Source organism: Rhodococcus sp. NPDC078407 (assembly GCF_044542515.1).
Classification (GTDB): domain Bacteria; phylum Actinomycetota; class Actinomycetes; order Mycobacteriales; family Mycobacteriaceae; genus Rhodococcoides.
Genome location: NZ_JBITUQ010000021.1, coordinates 87157 through 103349, shown reverse-complemented (window position 1 = coordinate 103349; position 16193 = coordinate 87157). Strand labels below are relative to the sequence as shown.

The following is a 16193-nucleotide window of genomic DNA, read 5'->3' as shown; positions in this document are numbered from 1 at the left end:
TCCCCCCACCCCCCCCCCCCCCCCCCCCGGGCGGCGGGGGGGGGGGGGGGGGGGGGGGGGGGGGGGGGGGGGGCCCCCCCCCCCCCCCCCGCCACTGGTCTATGCGGAGACGAGGCATCGCGCAGAATGTGGTGTGGCCGAGCAGATGGTCGACGCTTGGCGAGGTGCCCGAACACCATCCCCGACGTGCGTGGTTCATGGCGATCCGAGTGCGGAGAATGCGATCATCGACGAGCGCGGCCGCTGTGTGTTGATCGACTGGGACGAGGCGCGCGTCGATCAGCCCCACTACGATCTGCCGGCAGGTCCCGCCAAACCCGATTACGCCAAGTCCTTGGTGCGGGACTTCATGCGTCCGGCCCCCCGTTGATCTCCGCGCAGCACCAGTGCACACACGACCACCATCGTGACCGCCGCGGTGACGGCAGCGACGGTGACGAATTGAGCGAGTGTCGACGCCACGAACAGCAGTAACAGCACCTCGGCGGCGAGGGCGAACCACGCCACGAAGGCGAGGTGGGTGCGCTCACCGGCAATGGCCCACAGCAGCGCGCTCTGCAGCACGGCCAGACATGCACCCTGCAGTACGAACAGCCAGACATAGTTCTGCACACCCGAATACGTGTCACCGACCACCAACGGCAGCAGCGGCGACGCCAACGCCCCGCCGATGACCAATACCGTGCCCAGACCGGCGACGACACTCAGCGCCGATCGCACCGCAGACGCAGAATGCAGCGGGTTCGCCATTCGCGGATACAGCACCACCCCTACGGCCTGCGGTAACCAGAAGGCCGCCTTGGACGCAACGGCCCCGACTGCGTACAACCCGGCCTCGTTCGAGCTGAGCAGAGCCCGGGCGAGCACCAAGTCCAGCGCCGACATCGCAATCAACACCAACTGCACCTGCGAGGCCTGCAGCACGGCCAGAACGGTGACCTTTGTTTCCGACACCGAGTTCACCGGCACCCCGGCAGTCAACCGGGCACCCAAGGCGACCGCCCCGATGCCCGCGGCCGTGGCCAGCAGAACCGAACCCGGACCACCGCCGAGCACCAACACCACCACTGCCGGTGCGACCTTGCCGAAACCGGCTGCAGCCAGGACGACACTCAGAGCCCCGAATCGCCCACGTCCCTGCAACAAGCCCTGTTCGGCGGCCAACAGCACCAGCACCGGTGCCGCGATGACCGCCGACAGCGTCGCCGCCATCGAGACGTCCATGGCAGCGGACAGAGCGGGAGCAAGCGCCACCGCCAACACACCCACCACCGCGGCACACCGGTACCCGACGGTCCGCAATTCCCGAGAACTGCGACCGCGCACCACTTCCCGGGCGACGACGGACTGCAACGCCAACGCCGGAACCGCGAGAACCAGTTGCGCGGCAAGCAGACTCGCGAATTCTCCGTAGCCCTCGACACCGAGCATCCGACTCGCGAGCACCTGCAGCAGATACGCCGCAACGTTCGCGAACATCGAACCCGCCGTCACCATCCCCATCCCGGCGACCGACGCGCCCGCTGTGTGGTCTGCCTCGGACGAGGCGCGGAAAGACATGTGCCCACGGTATAGGGTGCCGATCATGGCGTCGTCGAGGTCGAGCTGGACGCCGCCGCTGTACAGCCTGCTGCTCGCCGTCGTGATTCTCGGACCACTTCTCGGCCCCGGGTATCTCCTGCTGCGCGACGCCGTGAGCACTCCCCGTTCCTACTTCACCGACTCCGCCTGGGGAATCGCCGACGCGGCGGCGCGGGCCGTCCCGCAGGACGCCGCTATCGCTGCATTGTCGACGGTGTTCGACGGTGGCCTGGTCGTCAAGACAATCCTGCTGCTCGCATTGTGGATGGCCGGCTGGGGCGCGGCGGTCATGGCTCGTGCGGTGTTGCCGACGGCTCCACTGCCCGCCCTGCTCGTCGCGTCGACGGTGGCCGTGTGGAACCCGTACGTCGCCGAGCGCCTGCTCCAGGGTCATTGGAGTCTGCTCGTCGGATACGCAGCCCTCCCATGGACGGTGGTCGCTGCACTCGCGGTCAGGCAGGGCCGTTCCTGGTGGGCCCTCGCAGCGTGTCTCGCCGCTGCCGGGCTCACGCCCACCGGTTCGTTGCTCGCCGCAACCATCGCTTTGGTGGTGCTCGCCCTCCCCGGGGGTGCCCGACGCGGCCTGCGCGTGGTCGGCACCCTCGGGCTGGCGGCGGTGGCATCGGCACCGTGGCTGGTGGCGACGGCGGTGTCCGGCAGTGGCGTCGAGCAGGCGGATCCAGCTGGGTGGGCCGCATTTGCGGCGCGTGCGGAGCCGAGCCTGGGTACGTTCGGCTCGTTGGCCGGCCTGGGCGGTATCTGGAATTCGGATGCTGTACCCGCTTCTCGCACCGGCCTTTTCGCTGCGATGGGCACTGCGTTACTGCTTGCGGTGGTTGCGTTGGGGGTGCGGCCGTTGATGAGGCGTCGACGGAACCCGGTGATCGTGGGTCTCGGTGTCGTTGCCCTGCTTGCCATTGCGGTCCCTGCGTTGGCAGCAACGGGACCGGGGTTGGCCGTCGCCCGCGCCGTGGGTGAGACCGTCCCGGGTGCCGGTCTGCTTCGCGACTCCCAGAAATGGGTTGCGTTGGCGATGCCGATGTACGCGTTGGCCGCTGCGGCTGCGTTTTCTCCCCGGCGTCGAGCGAATCCGGTGCGACCAGCCGCGCTGAGCGCGGTCCAGCGCACCCGATTCGGCAGCGCCGTTGCGATCCTGGCCCTGCTGATCGCGTTGCCGGACCTGGCCTGGGGCGTCGGCAACGCGCTAAAGCCGGTGGCGTACCCAGCATCGTGGCAGGCGGTCTCGGCCGAACTTGATGGTCAGAACGGTGACGTTGCCGTACTACCCGCCGGCATGTTCCGCCGCTTTCCCTACAGCGGCACGGCCCCGGTCCTGGATCCGGCCCCGCGCATGCTGCCACTGGACGTACTGCAGACCGGTGAGCTCATCGTCGCGGGCGGCACGGTGCGAGGCGAGGGGACCCGCGCCACCGCAGTCGAGAACGCTTTGCTCGCGGGCGAACCCTCGGACGTGATCGCGGATCTGGGTGTCGGCTGGGTGTTGGTGGAGAACACCACCCCCGGCGAACTCGGCTCTTCCGCGCAAACACTCGAGCCGCTGGACATCGTGTACTCCGACGAGCACCTGACGCTCTACCGCGTACCCGATCCGGCATCCACCGACAGTCGCTCGACCACGGCCGTCGCCATCGCCCACCTGGCCTGGGCACTGCTGCTTCTCGGGGGACTAGCGGTAGGACTGCTGGGCCGCATCCGAGCGCGGCGCACCCACCAGCCCTGACAACCACCCGCCCTGCGTCGTCGCGTCGAGCACCGAATAGACACCTTCGGCGCACTGTTCCCAGGAGAATTCCGCTGCGCGCACTCGCGCCTTTTCACCCAGACGGGTTCGGGCTTCGGCGTCCTGCAGCAGTTCCGACACGGCAGCGGTCAGACCGGCGACGTCCCGATCCTCTTCGCCGTCGGAATCCCCGCCCACCAGAACACCGGTGACGCCGTCGATGATGGAATCGGTGAGGCCTTTGGAACTTCGATAGCCGACGGTAGGCACGCCGTGCTGAGCTGATTCGACGACCGCGAGACCCCATCCCTCCTTGCGCGAGGGCATCACATGCACCCACGAACGGCCGAGCAGCTCGTGCTTGCGATCCTCGTCGACGTGCCCGTGGAAGGTGACGTACTGCTCGATCCCGAGTTCGCCCACGTAGTCGCGCAGGTTCTGCTCCCACCAACCGCCGCCGATGACGTCGAGGTGGATGTTCGGTATCCGGCCCCTCAGTGCGGCGACGACGTCGAGAGCGTCCTCGATCTGCTTGTGCGGAACCAACCGAGACAACACCGTGAGCGACGGGTGGGGGGTGCGGGTGCTGTCGTCACCCTCGGGGACCGATGGCGGGATCTCGTCGGCTCCGTTGCGCACCACGGCGATGCGCTCGCGGTCGACACCCAGGGCCACCAACTCGTCCGCGGACGGTAGCGACACCGTCAGATACTGGTTGCGGCGGTGGACCCGGGGAGACACCGTCGATTCCAGCCACCAACCGAGCTTGGCCATCATGGGACCGGCGACCGGCCACTGCTCGCGATGACAGTGATGCACCAGCAGCGTCACCGGCACACCGAGCGCGGCGCGTGAGAAGAAGGGAATGCCGTTCTGGGTGTCGATCACCGCGTCGGGTGCAATGCCTTTGAGCGGGCCGAATCCGAGCCGCCCGGCAGCAATGGCAGCCAGCGCGCGGGGATATACCGACAGGCGGCCACCACCGCGACTGATGCGAATGCCGTCGACGATCTCCTCAGCGGGAGCACCGGGATACGACGCCGTCCTCAGCGTGACGCGGACGCCGCGTCGAGCCAGACCTGCGCCCACCTGCTCGAGGTATCGCTCGCTGCCGCCGCCCTGCGGGTGCCCGGTATCGCGCCAGCACAGCAACAGAACCTCGCGCACAGCTCGCTTCACCCAATTTCCGCATGCTCGTCGATTACCGCTGCCACAGTAACCGCTAGGGTTCGTTTTCGTGACTTCCGCCGTGACACGTCTGTTCGCCTCCCGCGCGACCCTGCGCCGCTCGGTGAGTCTGCTGAAGGACTTCGGCCACGAACAGAGCGCTCCCGACATCTTCTACGGGGCCCTCGCACGCGATTCCGTCGAGCTGATCGGCGACCTGCACCGAGGCCTGACCGGCACCGATATGGCTGCGGCCACGGTGCTGGACGTGGGCGGTGGACCCGGCTATTTCGCCGAGGTATTCGGGGCGAGCTGTGCGCGCTACCTACCCGTCGAACCCGACGCCTCCGAAATGCATGCGGCGGGACTGCAGATCCCCGGTTCGGTGCGCGGCTCCGGCATGGCACTGCCGTTCCGGGACGACAGCGTCGACATCTGCTTCTCGTCGAACGTCGCCGAGCACGTGCGCGAGCCGTGGACCATGGCCGAGGAGATGCTGCGAGTGACCAAGCCCGGCGGGTTGACCGTGCTGTCGTACACGATCTGGTTCGGCCCGTTCGGTGGCCACGAGACTCGGCCCTGGCACTATCTCGGCGGCGAGTACGCTGCCCGCCGCTACACCCGCACCACCGGGCACGAACCGAAGAACCGCTTCGGCGAATCACTGTTCGACATCAGCGCTGCAGACGGATTACGTTGGGCGCGAAGCACTCCCAACGCGACGCTGCTGGCGGCCTTTCCGCGGTACCACCCGCGTTGGGCATGGTGGATGATGCGCGTGCCGATACTCCGCGAGTTCTTCGGGAGCAACCTGGTGCTCGTCCTGAAACCAAGCGAATCTCCGATGGGTCATTCCGCAGGCTCCACTGATCCACAAGGTCATTCCGCGGGCTCCACTCCCGGCGCCTAGTCTGGATCGATGACGGCACTCGCACTCGACATCGGCGGCACCAAGATGACGGCGGCGCTCGTCGGCGACGACGGGCGGCCCGAGAAGCCGGTGACGATGCCCACCCCGGAGTCCGGGGTGTGGCCGGCGTGCGCGTCGTTGCTTCGCAAGATTGCTCCTGGGCAGCACATCGACCGCATCGGCGTCGCCTGCTCCGGGCCGGTGAATCTCGAGACCGGGTCGGTTGCACCGATCAACATCGAGGAGTGGAAGAACGGCTTCGGCCTACGCGATCACATCGACAAACTCTTCCCCGACGCCGACATCCGACTCGCGATGGACGGCAGCGCAGCGGCATTGGGCGAGCACCGTTTCGGTGCCGCCGTCGGGGTACCGGACGTGCTGAGTCTGGTGGTGTCCACCGGCATCGGCGGTGGGTTGGTGTTGGGCGGGAAGATCGTCGCCGGTGCCAGCGGCAATGCCGGTCACATCGGCCACATCGTCGTACCGGGCTCCACGACCCCCTGTGCCTGCGGCGGTATCGGCTGCGTCGAGACCGTCTCGAGCGGGCCGTCGGCGGTGCGATGGGCGCGCGAGCAGGGCTGGCCGGGGAGTACCGGTGTCGAATTGGCCGCAGACGCCGCCGCAGGCGAAACGCGCGCCACCACCGCGCTGCAGCGCGCCGGCGTGGCCCTGGGTCAGGCAATTGCCTCTGCCGTCGCGCTGACCGATGTGCGGATGGTGGTGATCGGGGGCGGCTTCGCTCAGGCCGGCCCGCCGCTGTGGAATCCGATTCAGGAGTCGATCGGACTACACGCCCGATTGAAATTCCTCGAAGGCCTCCAGGTGGTACCCGCCGCTCTGGGCGGTCTCGGCACCCTGCACGGCGCAGCAGCACTCACTGCCTGAGATCTTGCGTCCCGGAAAGCCAGAACGGGGCCCACCCCTCGGTGAGCCCCGTTCCGTGTCGTGAATACTACGCGCCCAAACGCTGCTTGAGGGCGTCGAATTCGTCCTGAATTCCGGTGGGCAGCTTCTCGCCGACGAAGTCGAACCACTCCTGGATCAAGGGGATTTCGGCCTTCCACTCGTCGGTGTTCACTGCTAGCGCCTCGGCCACGTCGTCGACGGTGGTGTCGAGGCCGTCGATATCGAGGGCATCGGCGGTGGGAACGACACCGATCGGCGTCTCGGTGCCCGCGGCCTTGTGCTCGATGCGCTCGACGATCCACTTGAGCACGCGCGAGTTCTCACCGAATCCGGGCCACAGGAAGCGCTTGTCGTCGCCGCGGCGGAACCAGTTGACGTAGAACACCTTCGGCAGCTTGGACTCGTCGGCGTTCTTGCCGAGGTCGATCCAGTGCTGGAAGTAGTCGCCCACGTTGTAGCCGAGGAACGGCAACATCGCCATCGGGTCGCGTCGAACGGTACCGACGGTGCCCTCGGCGGCGGCGGTCTGCTCGGAGCCGACGGTGGCTCCCATGAACACTCCGTGCTGCCAGTCGCGAGCCTCGGTCACCAACGGAACGGTGGTCTTGCGACGTCCACCGAACAGGATGGCCGAGATCGGCACACCCTTCGGATCGTCCCACTCGGGAGCCATCGACGGGCACTGAGCCATCGGCACGCAGTACCGCGAATTGGGATGAGCGGCATCGGTTCCGGACTCGGGCGTCCAGTCGTTGCCCTTCCAGTCGATCAGGTGATCGGGCTTGCCTTCGAGGCCTTCCCACCACACGTCTCCGTCGTCGGTGAGACCGACGTTGGTGAACACCGAGTTGCCCTGATCGATAGTCTTCATCGCGTTCGGGTTCGAGTCCCAGTTGGTGCCGGGCGCGACGCCGAAGAAACCGAACTCCGGGTTGACCGCGTACAGGCGGCCGTCCTCGCCGAAGCGCATCCACGCAATGTCGTCACCGACGGTCTCGGCGCGCCATCCCGGGATGGTCGGCTGGATCATCGCGAGGTTCGTCTTGCCGCATGCGGACGGGAATGCCGCGGCGATGTAGTAAGCCTTGTCCTCGGGGGAGATCAGCTTGAGGATCAGCATGTGCTCGGCGAGCCAGCCCTCGTCGTGGGCCATGGCCGACGCGATACGCAGCGAGTAGCACTTCTTACCCAGCAGCGCGTTGCCGCCGTAACCGGAGCCGAAGCTCCAGATCTCGCGGTCCTCGGGGAAGTGGGTGATGTATTTGGTGTCGTTGCACGGCCACGGTACGTCGGCCTGACCCTCGGCGAGCGGTGCACCGAGCGAGTGCAGCGCCTTGACGTAGAACCCGTCCTCGCCGATCTTGTCCAGTGCGGCCTGGCCCATGCGGGTCATCACCCGCATGGAGATGACGACGTACTCGGAGTCGGTGAGCTCGACGCCCAGCTTGGGGTCGGTAGCGTCCAACGGTCCCATGCAGAACGGCACGACGTACATCGTCCGACCGCGCATGCAGCCGCGGTACAGATCGGTCATCAACGTCCGCATCTCGGACGGATCCATCCAGTTGTTGGTGGGACCGGCGTCGATCTGTTCCTTGGAACAGATGTACGTACGCGATTCGACGCGGGCGACGTCCGACGGGTCGGAGTTGCCGAGGAACGAATTGGGCTTCTTCTCGTCGTTCAGACGGGTGAACGTTCCCGCCTCGACCAGCTTGTCGGTCAGGCGCTCCCATTCGGCGTCGGATCCGTCAGCGAACACCACGGAATCCGGTTCGGTCAGTTCGGCTACCTGGGCTACCCAGGCAAGCAGTTCTTTGTGTCGAGTCGGCACATTGTCTGTGCTGCTCAAACCGGGAATGGTGGCTGAGGTCATCTAACTCTCCTGGGGTTAGCCGGAACCGGGAAGAATCCGCACGATCGCTGTGGGCAAGCGCGCACGAGTAGATCTCGGTTTTCCCCTCTCGGCGGGGCGCTGCTCGGCCGTTCGAGCTGCAGTACACCATGTTACTGGGTACGGCAAGCCGAGGACCGAGCGCCGGGTGTCCTGATCACCAGGTTAACGCCGAGCGACCTGAATCCAGAAACAGGGTGTTGTCCGATTGGTCACAAGACCGATTCAGAACAGGAAAGATTCGCGCAAGAAGGCTGTGAGCAGGGGCGATGTTCGGTGCACCCAGTCGCGCTACAGCTCTCCTGATTCGGTCATTTCACCCCGGCCGATACCGTTCGCCTCCCGAAAAATTTCCCAGGTTCGGTATTGCCCGTCACGTCCGACGGCGGTGAACTTATCTGTCACACCATCCCCGTCGACGTCGGTCGCCACCGTGATCCCGGCGTCGCTGTGCCGCACGGATGTCTCGTAGTGGCCGTCTGCATCGAGGTCGAAGAGGTCCGCCGAGACGCGGGACGCATCCGCGCCGTCGAGCTCGTCTTGTGCCACGTCCTCCATCGGAAACCCATCCGCTGCGAAACCCTCCACCGCGATCATCGCCGCCCCCACCTCTGTCCGCCCGACCTGCACCTACCGACTTCGACGCACCAACACATCGAACGGTTCCACAGGTACTTGGAATCGCTCGAGCCCCCGCTCGAGTACGAACAGATCACGATCGCATGCAGACAACAGCGTCGATCGATGGTCGGCGAGTCTGCGCAACTCGACGTCCACCTCGGCAAGCTCGGCGTCTATTCGGGCGGCGGCGTCCCGATCCGCGTCCGCGACGGCAGCCGCCAGAGCGGATTCTGCTTCGAGAATGCGGGAGAGCATCTGCTGTTCCACCACAGATTTGACCCGGGCCAGGGATTCCTGCGTCCAACCCCGTGCGTGTGCCCGATCGGCCAACAACGACCGCGAGCGCGTCAACCACCATGCGAGGGCCCCGCCGAGAACGAGAGTGATCACGGTGCTGAGCACCGTCCATGCCGGCATCAGCGCCAGCGGGGACACCACCAAGCGCCCGAGACCCACACCCGCCGAGGCCCCGACCACAATCATGATGGCGTCTTCGATGCCGCGACGCCGAGACGGTGCCCCTATGTCGAGCGGTGCATCTCCCACGTTCGACTGGGTCGTCGTCGAGGTGATCCCCAGATCGGACTCCACTGCTCGCAGGCCCGCGGTCAGCGCCGCGTGCGCCCGACTGCGCGCACCGAGAACGGACTCGGCGACATGCGCGGGGAGATGCTTCAGCTCCGGCCGGCGGGCCCGATCGATCGACTGTCTCAACCCGACGCCGAGTTCGCGCACATCTTCACCCGCGGCATGGAGTGTCTCCACCCGGACCCGCTGAATCCGGTTGCGCAACAGCGCACGCCGATCACCACCAAGGTTCTCCCGTTCCCCGACGAGCGCGGCTCGCCGCGCTCGAAGCGGTGCGGACTCGCTCCCCCCGTTCACTGCGCGAGCCTTCGCGACGATCGTCGACCTTGCTTCGGATGCGCAATGCTGCACCGCTGCAACATATTTGCGCTGCGCTCCGAGAGCCGCGGAGCCCAGCAGCAGCACTTCGAGCCGATCCGCCACAGCCCCCAGGCCCGATTCGGTCCACAGCGCCGCGTCGTCACTTTCTCGCCCCGCCCGCGCCAGCCGGACCGAGGTCGGGTGAAAACTGCACTCCACCGCGCGCGGAACATATTCGGCAACGACGTCACCGTCAGTGACAACCACCTCACGCCAGCGCCTGTGCACGTCGATCTTGTTCACCACGAACACGACCGGCGTGGATTCGAGTGCCCGACGCCATTGCTCTACGTCGACACGACCGATCGGAGCCGACGCGTCGACGACGATCAGTACGACGGCCGAATCTGCTGCCGAATCCGTGAATTCGATGCCCCGGAACCGGGAGAGCTCTCGGCGCAGTTCGGACTTCCCCGACCCGGCCGTGCCCGTGAGATGAACCCCGGCGGGTCGAGATTCCCGCGCCAGTGCAATCGTGTCGAGAGCATCCGAATTCCAGCGCCGGAGAATACTTTTCATGTCCTCCGACAGCGGCGTCATCGCGGCAGCATCCGCACGTAACCCCGACACAGCGCGAGTGCCGAGCGACGCACGTCCGCATCACCGGCCGCGGTCGCGCGCTGCTTCCACAGAGCTACCTGCTCCTCTACGACCTGCTGCGAACCGGTCTCGATCGGGATCCCCAAGCTCAGCGCTGCACACCGCATGTCCGCAGCCACTGCCTCGTCGGACGCCAGGTACAACTCGACGGCACCGCGCACCTTCCGATGTCGAGCGGCGATCTGCTGCAGATTCCGGTGCAGGTCAGCGTCGCGGCTCGCTGCCGCCGCCGACACGGCCGTCGCCACCGCGGCCAGCATCGGAGCCACACCGGAGGCCTCGGCCAGTTCGCGCAGCGCATCACCGTCGGACGCGTCGGTCCGCTGTCGCAACATGTCCACGAGCAGGGCCACGCCCCGCAGTTCGATGGACTCGATCAGCGCTTCTCTGCGCCGCGTGGAGAGCGCGATGTCGGCGGCGAAGAATCGATCCACGGTGAGCAGGTCTGCCGAGCCGACCTCACTCGCAGCGACGGCGCGCACGTCGGCCAAGACCAGGGTCACGCCCTTGCTGCGCAGACCCGCTGCAATGGAACCCATCACCGGCACCACCGTCCGCGTGAGCTGTTCCGAGGCCGCCGTGGCCGCTACCGCAGGATCGTCGAGAGTGTCCGCTTTGGTGAGTACGACGACGGTGCCGTCCCGTGCGCCCGCGGAAGAAGTACCGAGGAAAGCAGTGTCGACCGGCGATACGCCGCCGGCGATAACGAAGACGAGAACATCGGACTCGGCGCTGTCGACCACACCGTCCTCGCGCACTCGAACATCGAGGCCGTCCGCGTCGAGACGCGTCGACTCGAGCACGGCGACTATCGCGGACTTCCCCACTCCGGGGCGGCCCGTTACGCGAACGGTCAAAGGCCTGAGCCGAGACCCCACCGCGACGTCGACGGCCTCTCGCGCGTCGTCGTCGATCGATACTTCGCTCGAGCTCGCAACGGTGTGGTCACGTAGTCGGCCCAGACTTGCCTCGCTCATCTTCGCTCCCCCCAGAACGCCCGTCGTCTACTCCCCGGACGCGGCCAACAGCCCCCTGCTGCGGCACCGATTCTGGCACAGGAAGGCGTCGTACAGCCCGTCGAAGGGAATTGCACCGTTGTAATTCGTGGGGTTCATTCCGTCCCTGATCAGCGGTAGAGCAAGAAGTCTCAACTTCAACTCGAGACCCACCTGTCACACGCCCCGCCGATGCGCGACAATGGACAGGTGAACGAGCCCCAGGACACCTCTGTCGACACCGAGGAGAACGCAGTGCGCACCCAGGAACGGGGCTCACGGCTGTACCCGCGAGTGACGAGCTTCCGCTCTCGGCGCGGGGCGCTGACCGACGCTCAGCAGAGCACCTGGGACAGTCTGTGGCCGCGGATCGGCCGCGACGTCGCCGACGAGCAGATCGACATCGACGCCTGGTTCGGCCGCGGCGGTCCGGCGATTCTCGAGATCGGGTCGGGAACCGGAACCGCCACTACGGCGATGGCCACCGCGGAGCCGCACGTCAACCTCATGGCCGTCGAGGTCTACCGTCCCGGCCTGGCGCAGACTCTGCAGCAGATCGAGCGAGAAGGCATCGAGAACATCCGGTTACTGCGCGGTGACGCGATGGACGTGCTCGAGAACATGCTGTCGTCGGAGTCCTTGACCGGCGTTCGTGTCTTCTTCCCCGATCCCTGGCCCAAGGTGCGCCACCACAAGCGTCGTCTCCTACAGGGCCCGACGTTCGCGATGATCGCCGATCGTCTGAAGCCGGGCGGCGTTCTGCACGTGGCCACCGATCATGCCGAATACGCTGAGTGGATTGCCGAGGCCGGGAACGCCGAACCCGGCTTGACCGTTCTCGATTGGGAATCGCCGATGACACACGAGCGGCCGGTGACCAAGTTCGAGGGCAAGGCACAGCAGGTCGGCAGCTCGGTGACGGAATTGATCTGGGGAAAGAAGACAGCATGAGCGTCAGTACAGACATGCCCGACACCGTGGTCGACCCCTCCGAACTCGGCTCCATCGGTGAATCGCGCCACAGCAAGCGCGTCCTGCTGGTCTGGGACGCACCCAACCTGGACATGGGTCTGGGCGCAATTCTGGGTGGCAGACCCACCGCCGCCTACCGTCCACGGTTCGATGCGCTGGGCCGTTGGCTGCTCAGCCGCACCGCCGAGCTGTCCACCTCGGGCACCGCGAACCTCGAGCCCGAGGCAACGGTGTTCACCAACATTGCACCCGGCAGCGCCGACGTCGTCCGCCCCTGGGTCGAAGCATTGCGTAACGTGGGCTTTGCGGTGTTCGCCAAGCCCAAGGTCGACGAAGACAGTGATGTCGACGCCGACATGCTCGACCACATCGACTTCCGCAACCGTGACGGCGGCCTCGCCGGGGTCATGGTCGCGTCCGCCGACGGTCAAGCGTTCAAAGGACCGCTGGAGGCCATCGCAGCAACCGGAGTGCCCGTCCAGATACTGGGCTTCCGGGAGCACGCAAGCTGGGCTGTCACGTCGGACATCCTGGAATTTCTCGATCTCGAGGATATTCCGGGCGTCTTCCGTGAGCCACTGCCACGGGTGAGTCTCGATTCCCTCCCCGACGAGGGCGCGTGGCTGCAGCCCTTCCGACCGCTGTCCGCCCTGCTCGTCGGGCGCCAAGGAGTTTCTTAAGTGTTCGCCAGATGGGGAGACATCGTCTACCGGCTGCGGTACACCGTTATCGGTGTCATGGTGGCCGGACTGCTGGGCTTCGCTGCCTATGGGCTCGATCTCAACAGCCATCTCAGTCAGAGTGGATGGGACGATCCGACCTCGGAATCGGCCCAGGCTGCCCGTCTGGCGGATACGACGTTCGGTCGCGACAAGCAGGGTGACGTCATCCTGCTGTACACCGCGCCCGAGGGATCGACGATCGACGACCCCGAGTTCCAATCCAAGATCATCGCCAATCTCGACTCACTCGCCGCCGACCATCCGGGCCAGATCGAGAAGGTCAACGGCAGCTACTTTCGGACGGCGACCGCTCCGAACCTCGCCGCGCTCGGCACCACCGACAAGCAGAACGCCATCGCCAGCGTCGCCATCGAGGGAGCCAACGACACCGAGCTGACCAACAATTACCAGGCCGTCAAGGACGCCTTCTACATCGACGGCGTCGACGTCCAGGTCACCGGCCTACAGGCCGTCGCAGGCGCACTGCAGTCGACGATGGCCGGCGACATCCAGCGCATGGAGCTGCTCGCCATCCCCGCCGTCGCGGTGCTGTTGTTCTTCATCTTCGGCGGCGTCGTCGCAGCCGCGCTTCCTCTGATCATCGGTGGCCTGACGGTCGTCGGGGCCAACGGCATCGTCAAGGTGTTCACCAACTTCACCGAGGTCAACTCGTTCGTCGCGCCGGTGGTCTCACTCGTGGGCCTCGGATTGGCCATCGACTACGGGTTGTTCATCGTGTCGAGATTCCGAGAAGAGCTGGGCGACGGCTACTCGACACCACAGGCCGTGCGTCGCACCGTCATGACAGCCGGCCGAACCGTGGTGTTCTCCGCGACGATGATCGTCGCCTCGCTCGGCGGCCTCCTGCTGTTCCCGCAAGGCTTCCTCAAATCCGTCGCCTACGGGTCCATCGCCACCGTCGCGCTCGCAGCGCTGACGGCCATCACCATCCTGCCCGCAATGCTGGCGATCCTCGGCCCACGAGTCGACGCACTCGGTCTGAAGTTCATGCGCAAGACCAAGTCGAGCGAAGAGATCGAGAACGGCATGTGGGGCAAGCTCACCCGCTGGGTGATGCGAAACCCCGTCAAGGTCACCATTCCCATCGTGCTCGGACTGGTGCTCCTGACACTGCCCGTCGGCAACATCAAGTTCGGTGGCATCAACGAGACCTACCTGCCTCCCGACAACGTCACCCGTGAAGCGCAGGGCGAGTTCGATTCGCTCTTCCCCGGCCAGCGGACAGAGCCCATCAAGCTCGTCATCGAGGACGCGCAGGGGCCCACTCTTGCCGCGATCACCACTCAGGCCAACAACGCTCCCGGGCTCGTCGAGCCCTTCTCCCCGGTCGGTGCCAGCAAGGACGGCATCATCGTCTTCAAGGCCGGACTGGTCGATCGCAACGACTCCAAGCCCGCGATCGACTTCCTGCGCAGCATCGACGTGCCGGAGGGAGCAACGGTACTGGTCGGCGGCACACCCGCCATCGAGCAGGACTCGATCAGCGCACTCATCGACAAACTGCCGTTGATGGCCGTCCTGGTGGTGTTCATCGTGACACTGCTGATGTTCCTGACGTTCGGATCGTTGGTGTTGCCGATCAAGGCGGTGCTCATGACCGTCCTCGGCCTCGGTGCCACCATGGGCATCCTGACGTGGATCTTCATCGACGGCAACGGTGCTGGGCTGATGAACTTCACCCCTGGCCCCATCATGGCTCCGGTCTTGGTGTTGATCATCTCGATCGTGTTCGGGTTGTCCACCGACTACGAGGTATTCCTGCTCTCCCGAATGGTCGAAGCACGCGAAAAGGGTGCCAGCACAAGCGAAGCCATCCGCATCGGAACCTCGCATACCGGACGCATCATCACCGCCGCCGCCCTGATCCTCATCGTCGTCACCGGGGCGTTCGCCTTCTCCGATCTGGTGATGATGAAGTACATCGCCTACGGCATGATCGCCGCCCTCATCATCGACGCGACGCTGATTCGAATGTTCCTCGTGCCCGCCACGATGAAACTGCTCGGCGACGACTGCTGGTGGGCCCCGCAGTGGATGAAGAAGATTCAGCAGAAGCTCGGACTGGGCGAAACGATTCTCGAGGACGAACTGCTCCCCATCGCGGACGTGCCCGAACTCGCCCTCGCCGGGGGCGCGCCGTCCACCACGGTCGCCCCGCCGCTCCGTCCGGCACCGCGCCGCAGCGAACCACTCACCGAGCCCATTCCTGTTGTCGCACCGCATGGTTCGGGACCCATTCGGGCCACCCACGCCGCGAAAGAAGAGTCCAGGCGCAGCGTCACGGGGCGTCCGGCAACACCACCCGAGCCCACTCCGGCCGCGCCCCCGGCGCAGCAAGCTCCTCGTATGAGCCCGGGTCGGCAGACACCCCCACGTCCGGCCGTCGAACCGGAACCGACACAGGCCGCAGAGGTGGTTCGCCCTGTGCCCCCGGTCGATCCGATAGCCGCTCCCTCGTCGGCTCAGCCTCCGAGTGCACCGCGTTCACCGGTCTCGCCACCCAGCCGCACTCGCCCCGCTCGCGCACCCCGAGCAGAGGAACCGGATTCACGGTCGATCGAGAGTTGGCTGGCAGATCTGCGAGCGCCCAGCGCCTCGCCGCCGAGTCGACCCAGCGCGCCCGTCAACGGCGCGAACAACAACGGCCGCAGCGACGACGCCTCGGCAACAATCGGGTCGGGACAGAACGGGTCCGCACATAATGGATCGGAACAGAACGGGTCGGGACAGAACGGGTCGGCACAGAACGGGTCTGCCCGAAATGGTCGCAGCAGCAACGGGTCCGAGCACCGCAGCACCAATGGGGCCGAGCGCAATGGCAGCAACGGGGCCGAGCGCAACGGCAGCAACGGGTCCGAGCACCACGAGTCCGAGTCTCCGAGGCCCTCGGGTCGGCGGGCTGCGCCGACCACCGAAGGTGGCGACAGCGGCCGTCATCGCGGCGGCGAGAACGGACAGGTCCTCAGCGTCAGCGAATTGCTCGCCAGGGAACGCAACCGTTCACGCTGATCGAGACGTGACCCACCTGTAGGCAACCCACCTCGACAGGTCGTTGCTCAGGCTGCACGCCTGCCCCCCTGGTCGTTACGCAAGCTACACTCCTGCCTTGTAC

The 16193-nt window shown here is 66.2% G+C and carries 13 protein-coding genes; 7 read left to right on the top strand and 6 right to left on the bottom strand.

Annotated elements, in window-relative coordinates:
* The first annotated feature begins 133 nt into the window (after window positions 1–133).
* Window positions 134–370, top strand: coding sequence for a phosphotransferase family protein (locus ACIGGF_RS19535; RefSeq protein WP_397522808.1), 237 nt, complete (start codon window positions 134–136; stop codon window positions 368–370).
* On the opposite strand, the gene ACIGGF_RS19530 is transcribed toward ACIGGF_RS19535, so the two are convergent.
* On the bottom strand, window positions 322–1560 hold the full coding sequence (locus ACIGGF_RS19530; protein WP_397522807.1) for a polysaccharide biosynthesis protein: 1239 nt from the start codon (window positions 1558–1560) through the stop codon (window positions 322–324). The genes ACIGGF_RS19535 and ACIGGF_RS19530 overlap by 49 nt on opposite strands.
* A gap of 25 nt (window positions 1561–1585) precedes the next feature.
* On the opposite strand from ACIGGF_RS19530, the gene ACIGGF_RS19525 reads away from it, so the two are divergent.
* Entirely contained in the window at window positions 1586–3322 is a 1737-nt protein-coding gene (locus tag ACIGGF_RS19525) for a hypothetical protein (protein ID WP_397522806.1), read from the top strand.
* Here the strand turns inward: ACIGGF_RS19525 and ACIGGF_RS19520 are convergent.
* Complete coding sequence (locus ACIGGF_RS19520; RefSeq protein ID WP_397522820.1) at window positions 3269–4489, bottom strand: glycosyltransferase family 4 protein; 1221 nt, start codon at window positions 4487–4489, stop codon at window positions 3269–3271. The two genes, ACIGGF_RS19525 and ACIGGF_RS19520, sit on opposite strands and share 54 nt — an antisense overlap.
* Before the next feature lie 70 nt (window positions 4490–4559).
* On the opposite strand from ACIGGF_RS19520, the gene ACIGGF_RS19515 reads away from it, so the two are divergent.
* Both ACIGGF_RS19515 and ACIGGF_RS19510 read left to right on the top strand, forming a co-directional pair.
* Entirely contained in the window at window positions 4560–5399 is an 840-nt protein-coding gene (locus ACIGGF_RS19515; RefSeq protein WP_397522805.1) for a class I SAM-dependent methyltransferase, read from the top strand.
* A gap of 9 nt (window positions 5400–5408) precedes the next feature.
* Window positions 5409–6287 carry an ROK family protein gene (locus ACIGGF_RS19510; protein WP_397522804.1) on the top strand — a complete coding sequence of 293 codons (879 nt, stop codon included), beginning with the start codon at window positions 5409–5411 and terminating at the stop codon, window positions 6285–6287.
* Window positions 6288–6354: 67 nt separating this feature from the next.
* On the opposite strand, the gene ACIGGF_RS19505 is transcribed toward ACIGGF_RS19510, so the two are convergent.
* The 4 genes from ACIGGF_RS19505 to ACIGGF_RS19490 all read right to left on the bottom strand — a co-directional run bounded on the left by ACIGGF_RS19505 (window position 6355) and on the right by ACIGGF_RS19490 (window position 11348).
* The gene (locus ACIGGF_RS19505; RefSeq protein WP_397522803.1) at window positions 6355–8184 is read right to left on the bottom strand and encodes a phosphoenolpyruvate carboxykinase (GTP); all 1830 of its coding nucleotides are present in this window, start codon (window positions 8182–8184) and stop codon (window positions 6355–6357) included.
* A gap of 309 nt (window positions 8185–8493) precedes the next feature.
* Window positions 8494–8799, bottom strand: coding sequence for a DUF6802 family protein (locus tag ACIGGF_RS19500; RefSeq protein ID WP_397522802.1), 306 nt, complete (start codon window positions 8797–8799; stop codon window positions 8494–8496).
* 33 nt (window positions 8800–8832) lie between these two features.
* Window positions 8833–10290 carry a hypothetical protein gene (locus tag ACIGGF_RS19495; protein ID WP_397522801.1) on the bottom strand — a complete coding sequence of 486 codons (1458 nt, stop codon included), beginning with the start codon at window positions 10288–10290 and terminating at the stop codon, window positions 8833–8835.
* 17 nt (window positions 10291–10307) lie between these two features.
* A complete protein-coding gene (locus ACIGGF_RS19490) occupies window positions 10308–11348 on the bottom strand; it encodes a hypothetical protein (RefSeq protein WP_397522800.1) in 1041 nt (346 codons plus the stop codon).
* A 210-nt stretch (window positions 11349–11558) separates the two neighbouring features.
* On the opposite strand from ACIGGF_RS19490, the gene trmB reads away from it, so the two are divergent.
* The 3 genes from trmB to ACIGGF_RS19475 are packed head-to-tail and all read left to right on the top strand — an operon-like array spanning window position 11559 to window position 16090.
* A complete protein-coding gene (trmB, locus tag ACIGGF_RS19485; protein ID WP_397522799.1) occupies window positions 11559–12317 on the top strand; it encodes a tRNA (guanosine(46)-N7)-methyltransferase TrmB in 759 nt (252 codons plus the stop codon).
* A gap of 14 nt (window positions 12318–12331) precedes the next feature.
* Window positions 12332–13018, top strand: coding sequence for an NYN domain-containing protein (locus ACIGGF_RS19480; RefSeq protein WP_397522819.1), 687 nt, complete (start codon window positions 12332–12334; stop codon window positions 13016–13018).
* The gene (locus ACIGGF_RS19475) at window positions 13019–16090 is read left to right on the top strand and encodes an MMPL family transporter (RefSeq protein WP_397522798.1); all 3072 of its coding nucleotides are present in this window, start codon (window positions 13019–13021) and stop codon (window positions 16088–16090) included.
* The last annotated feature ends 103 nt before the right edge of the window (window positions 16091–16193 follow it).

Excerpts from the sequence above, each read along its gene's own strand:
- ACIGGF_RS19525 (WP_397522806.1), top strand. The coding sequence starts at position 1,586 with ATGGCGTCGTCGAGGTCGAGCTGGACGCCGCCGCTGTACAGCCTGCTG.
- ACIGGF_RS19500 (WP_397522802.1), bottom strand. The coding sequence starts at position 8,799 with ATGATCGCGGTGGAGGGTTTCGCAGCGGATGGGTTTCCGATGGAGGAC.
- ACIGGF_RS19490 (WP_397522800.1), bottom strand. The coding sequence starts at position 11,348 with ATGAGCGAGGCAAGTCTGGGCCGACTACGTGACCACACCGTTGCGAGC.
- trmB (WP_397522799.1), top strand. The coding sequence starts at position 11,559 with ATGCGCGACAATGGACAGGTGAACGAGCCCCAGGACACCTCTGTCGAC.
- ACIGGF_RS19505 (WP_397522803.1), bottom strand. The coding sequence starts at position 8,184 with ATGACCTCAGCCACCATTCCCGGTTTGAGCAGCACAGACAATGTGCCG.
- ACIGGF_RS19510 (WP_397522804.1), top strand. The coding sequence starts at position 5,409 with ATGACGGCACTCGCACTCGACATCGGCGGCACCAAGATGACGGCGGCG.
- ACIGGF_RS19495 (WP_397522801.1), bottom strand. The coding sequence starts at position 10,290 with ATGAAAAGTATTCTCCGGCGCTGGAATTCGGATGCTCTCGACACGATT.
- ACIGGF_RS19480 (WP_397522819.1), top strand. The coding sequence starts at position 12,332 with ATGCCCGACACCGTGGTCGACCCCTCCGAACTCGGCTCCATCGGTGAA.
- ACIGGF_RS19530 (WP_397522807.1), bottom strand. The coding sequence starts at position 1,560 with ATGTCTTTCCGCGCCTCGTCCGAGGCAGACCACACAGCGGGCGCGTCG.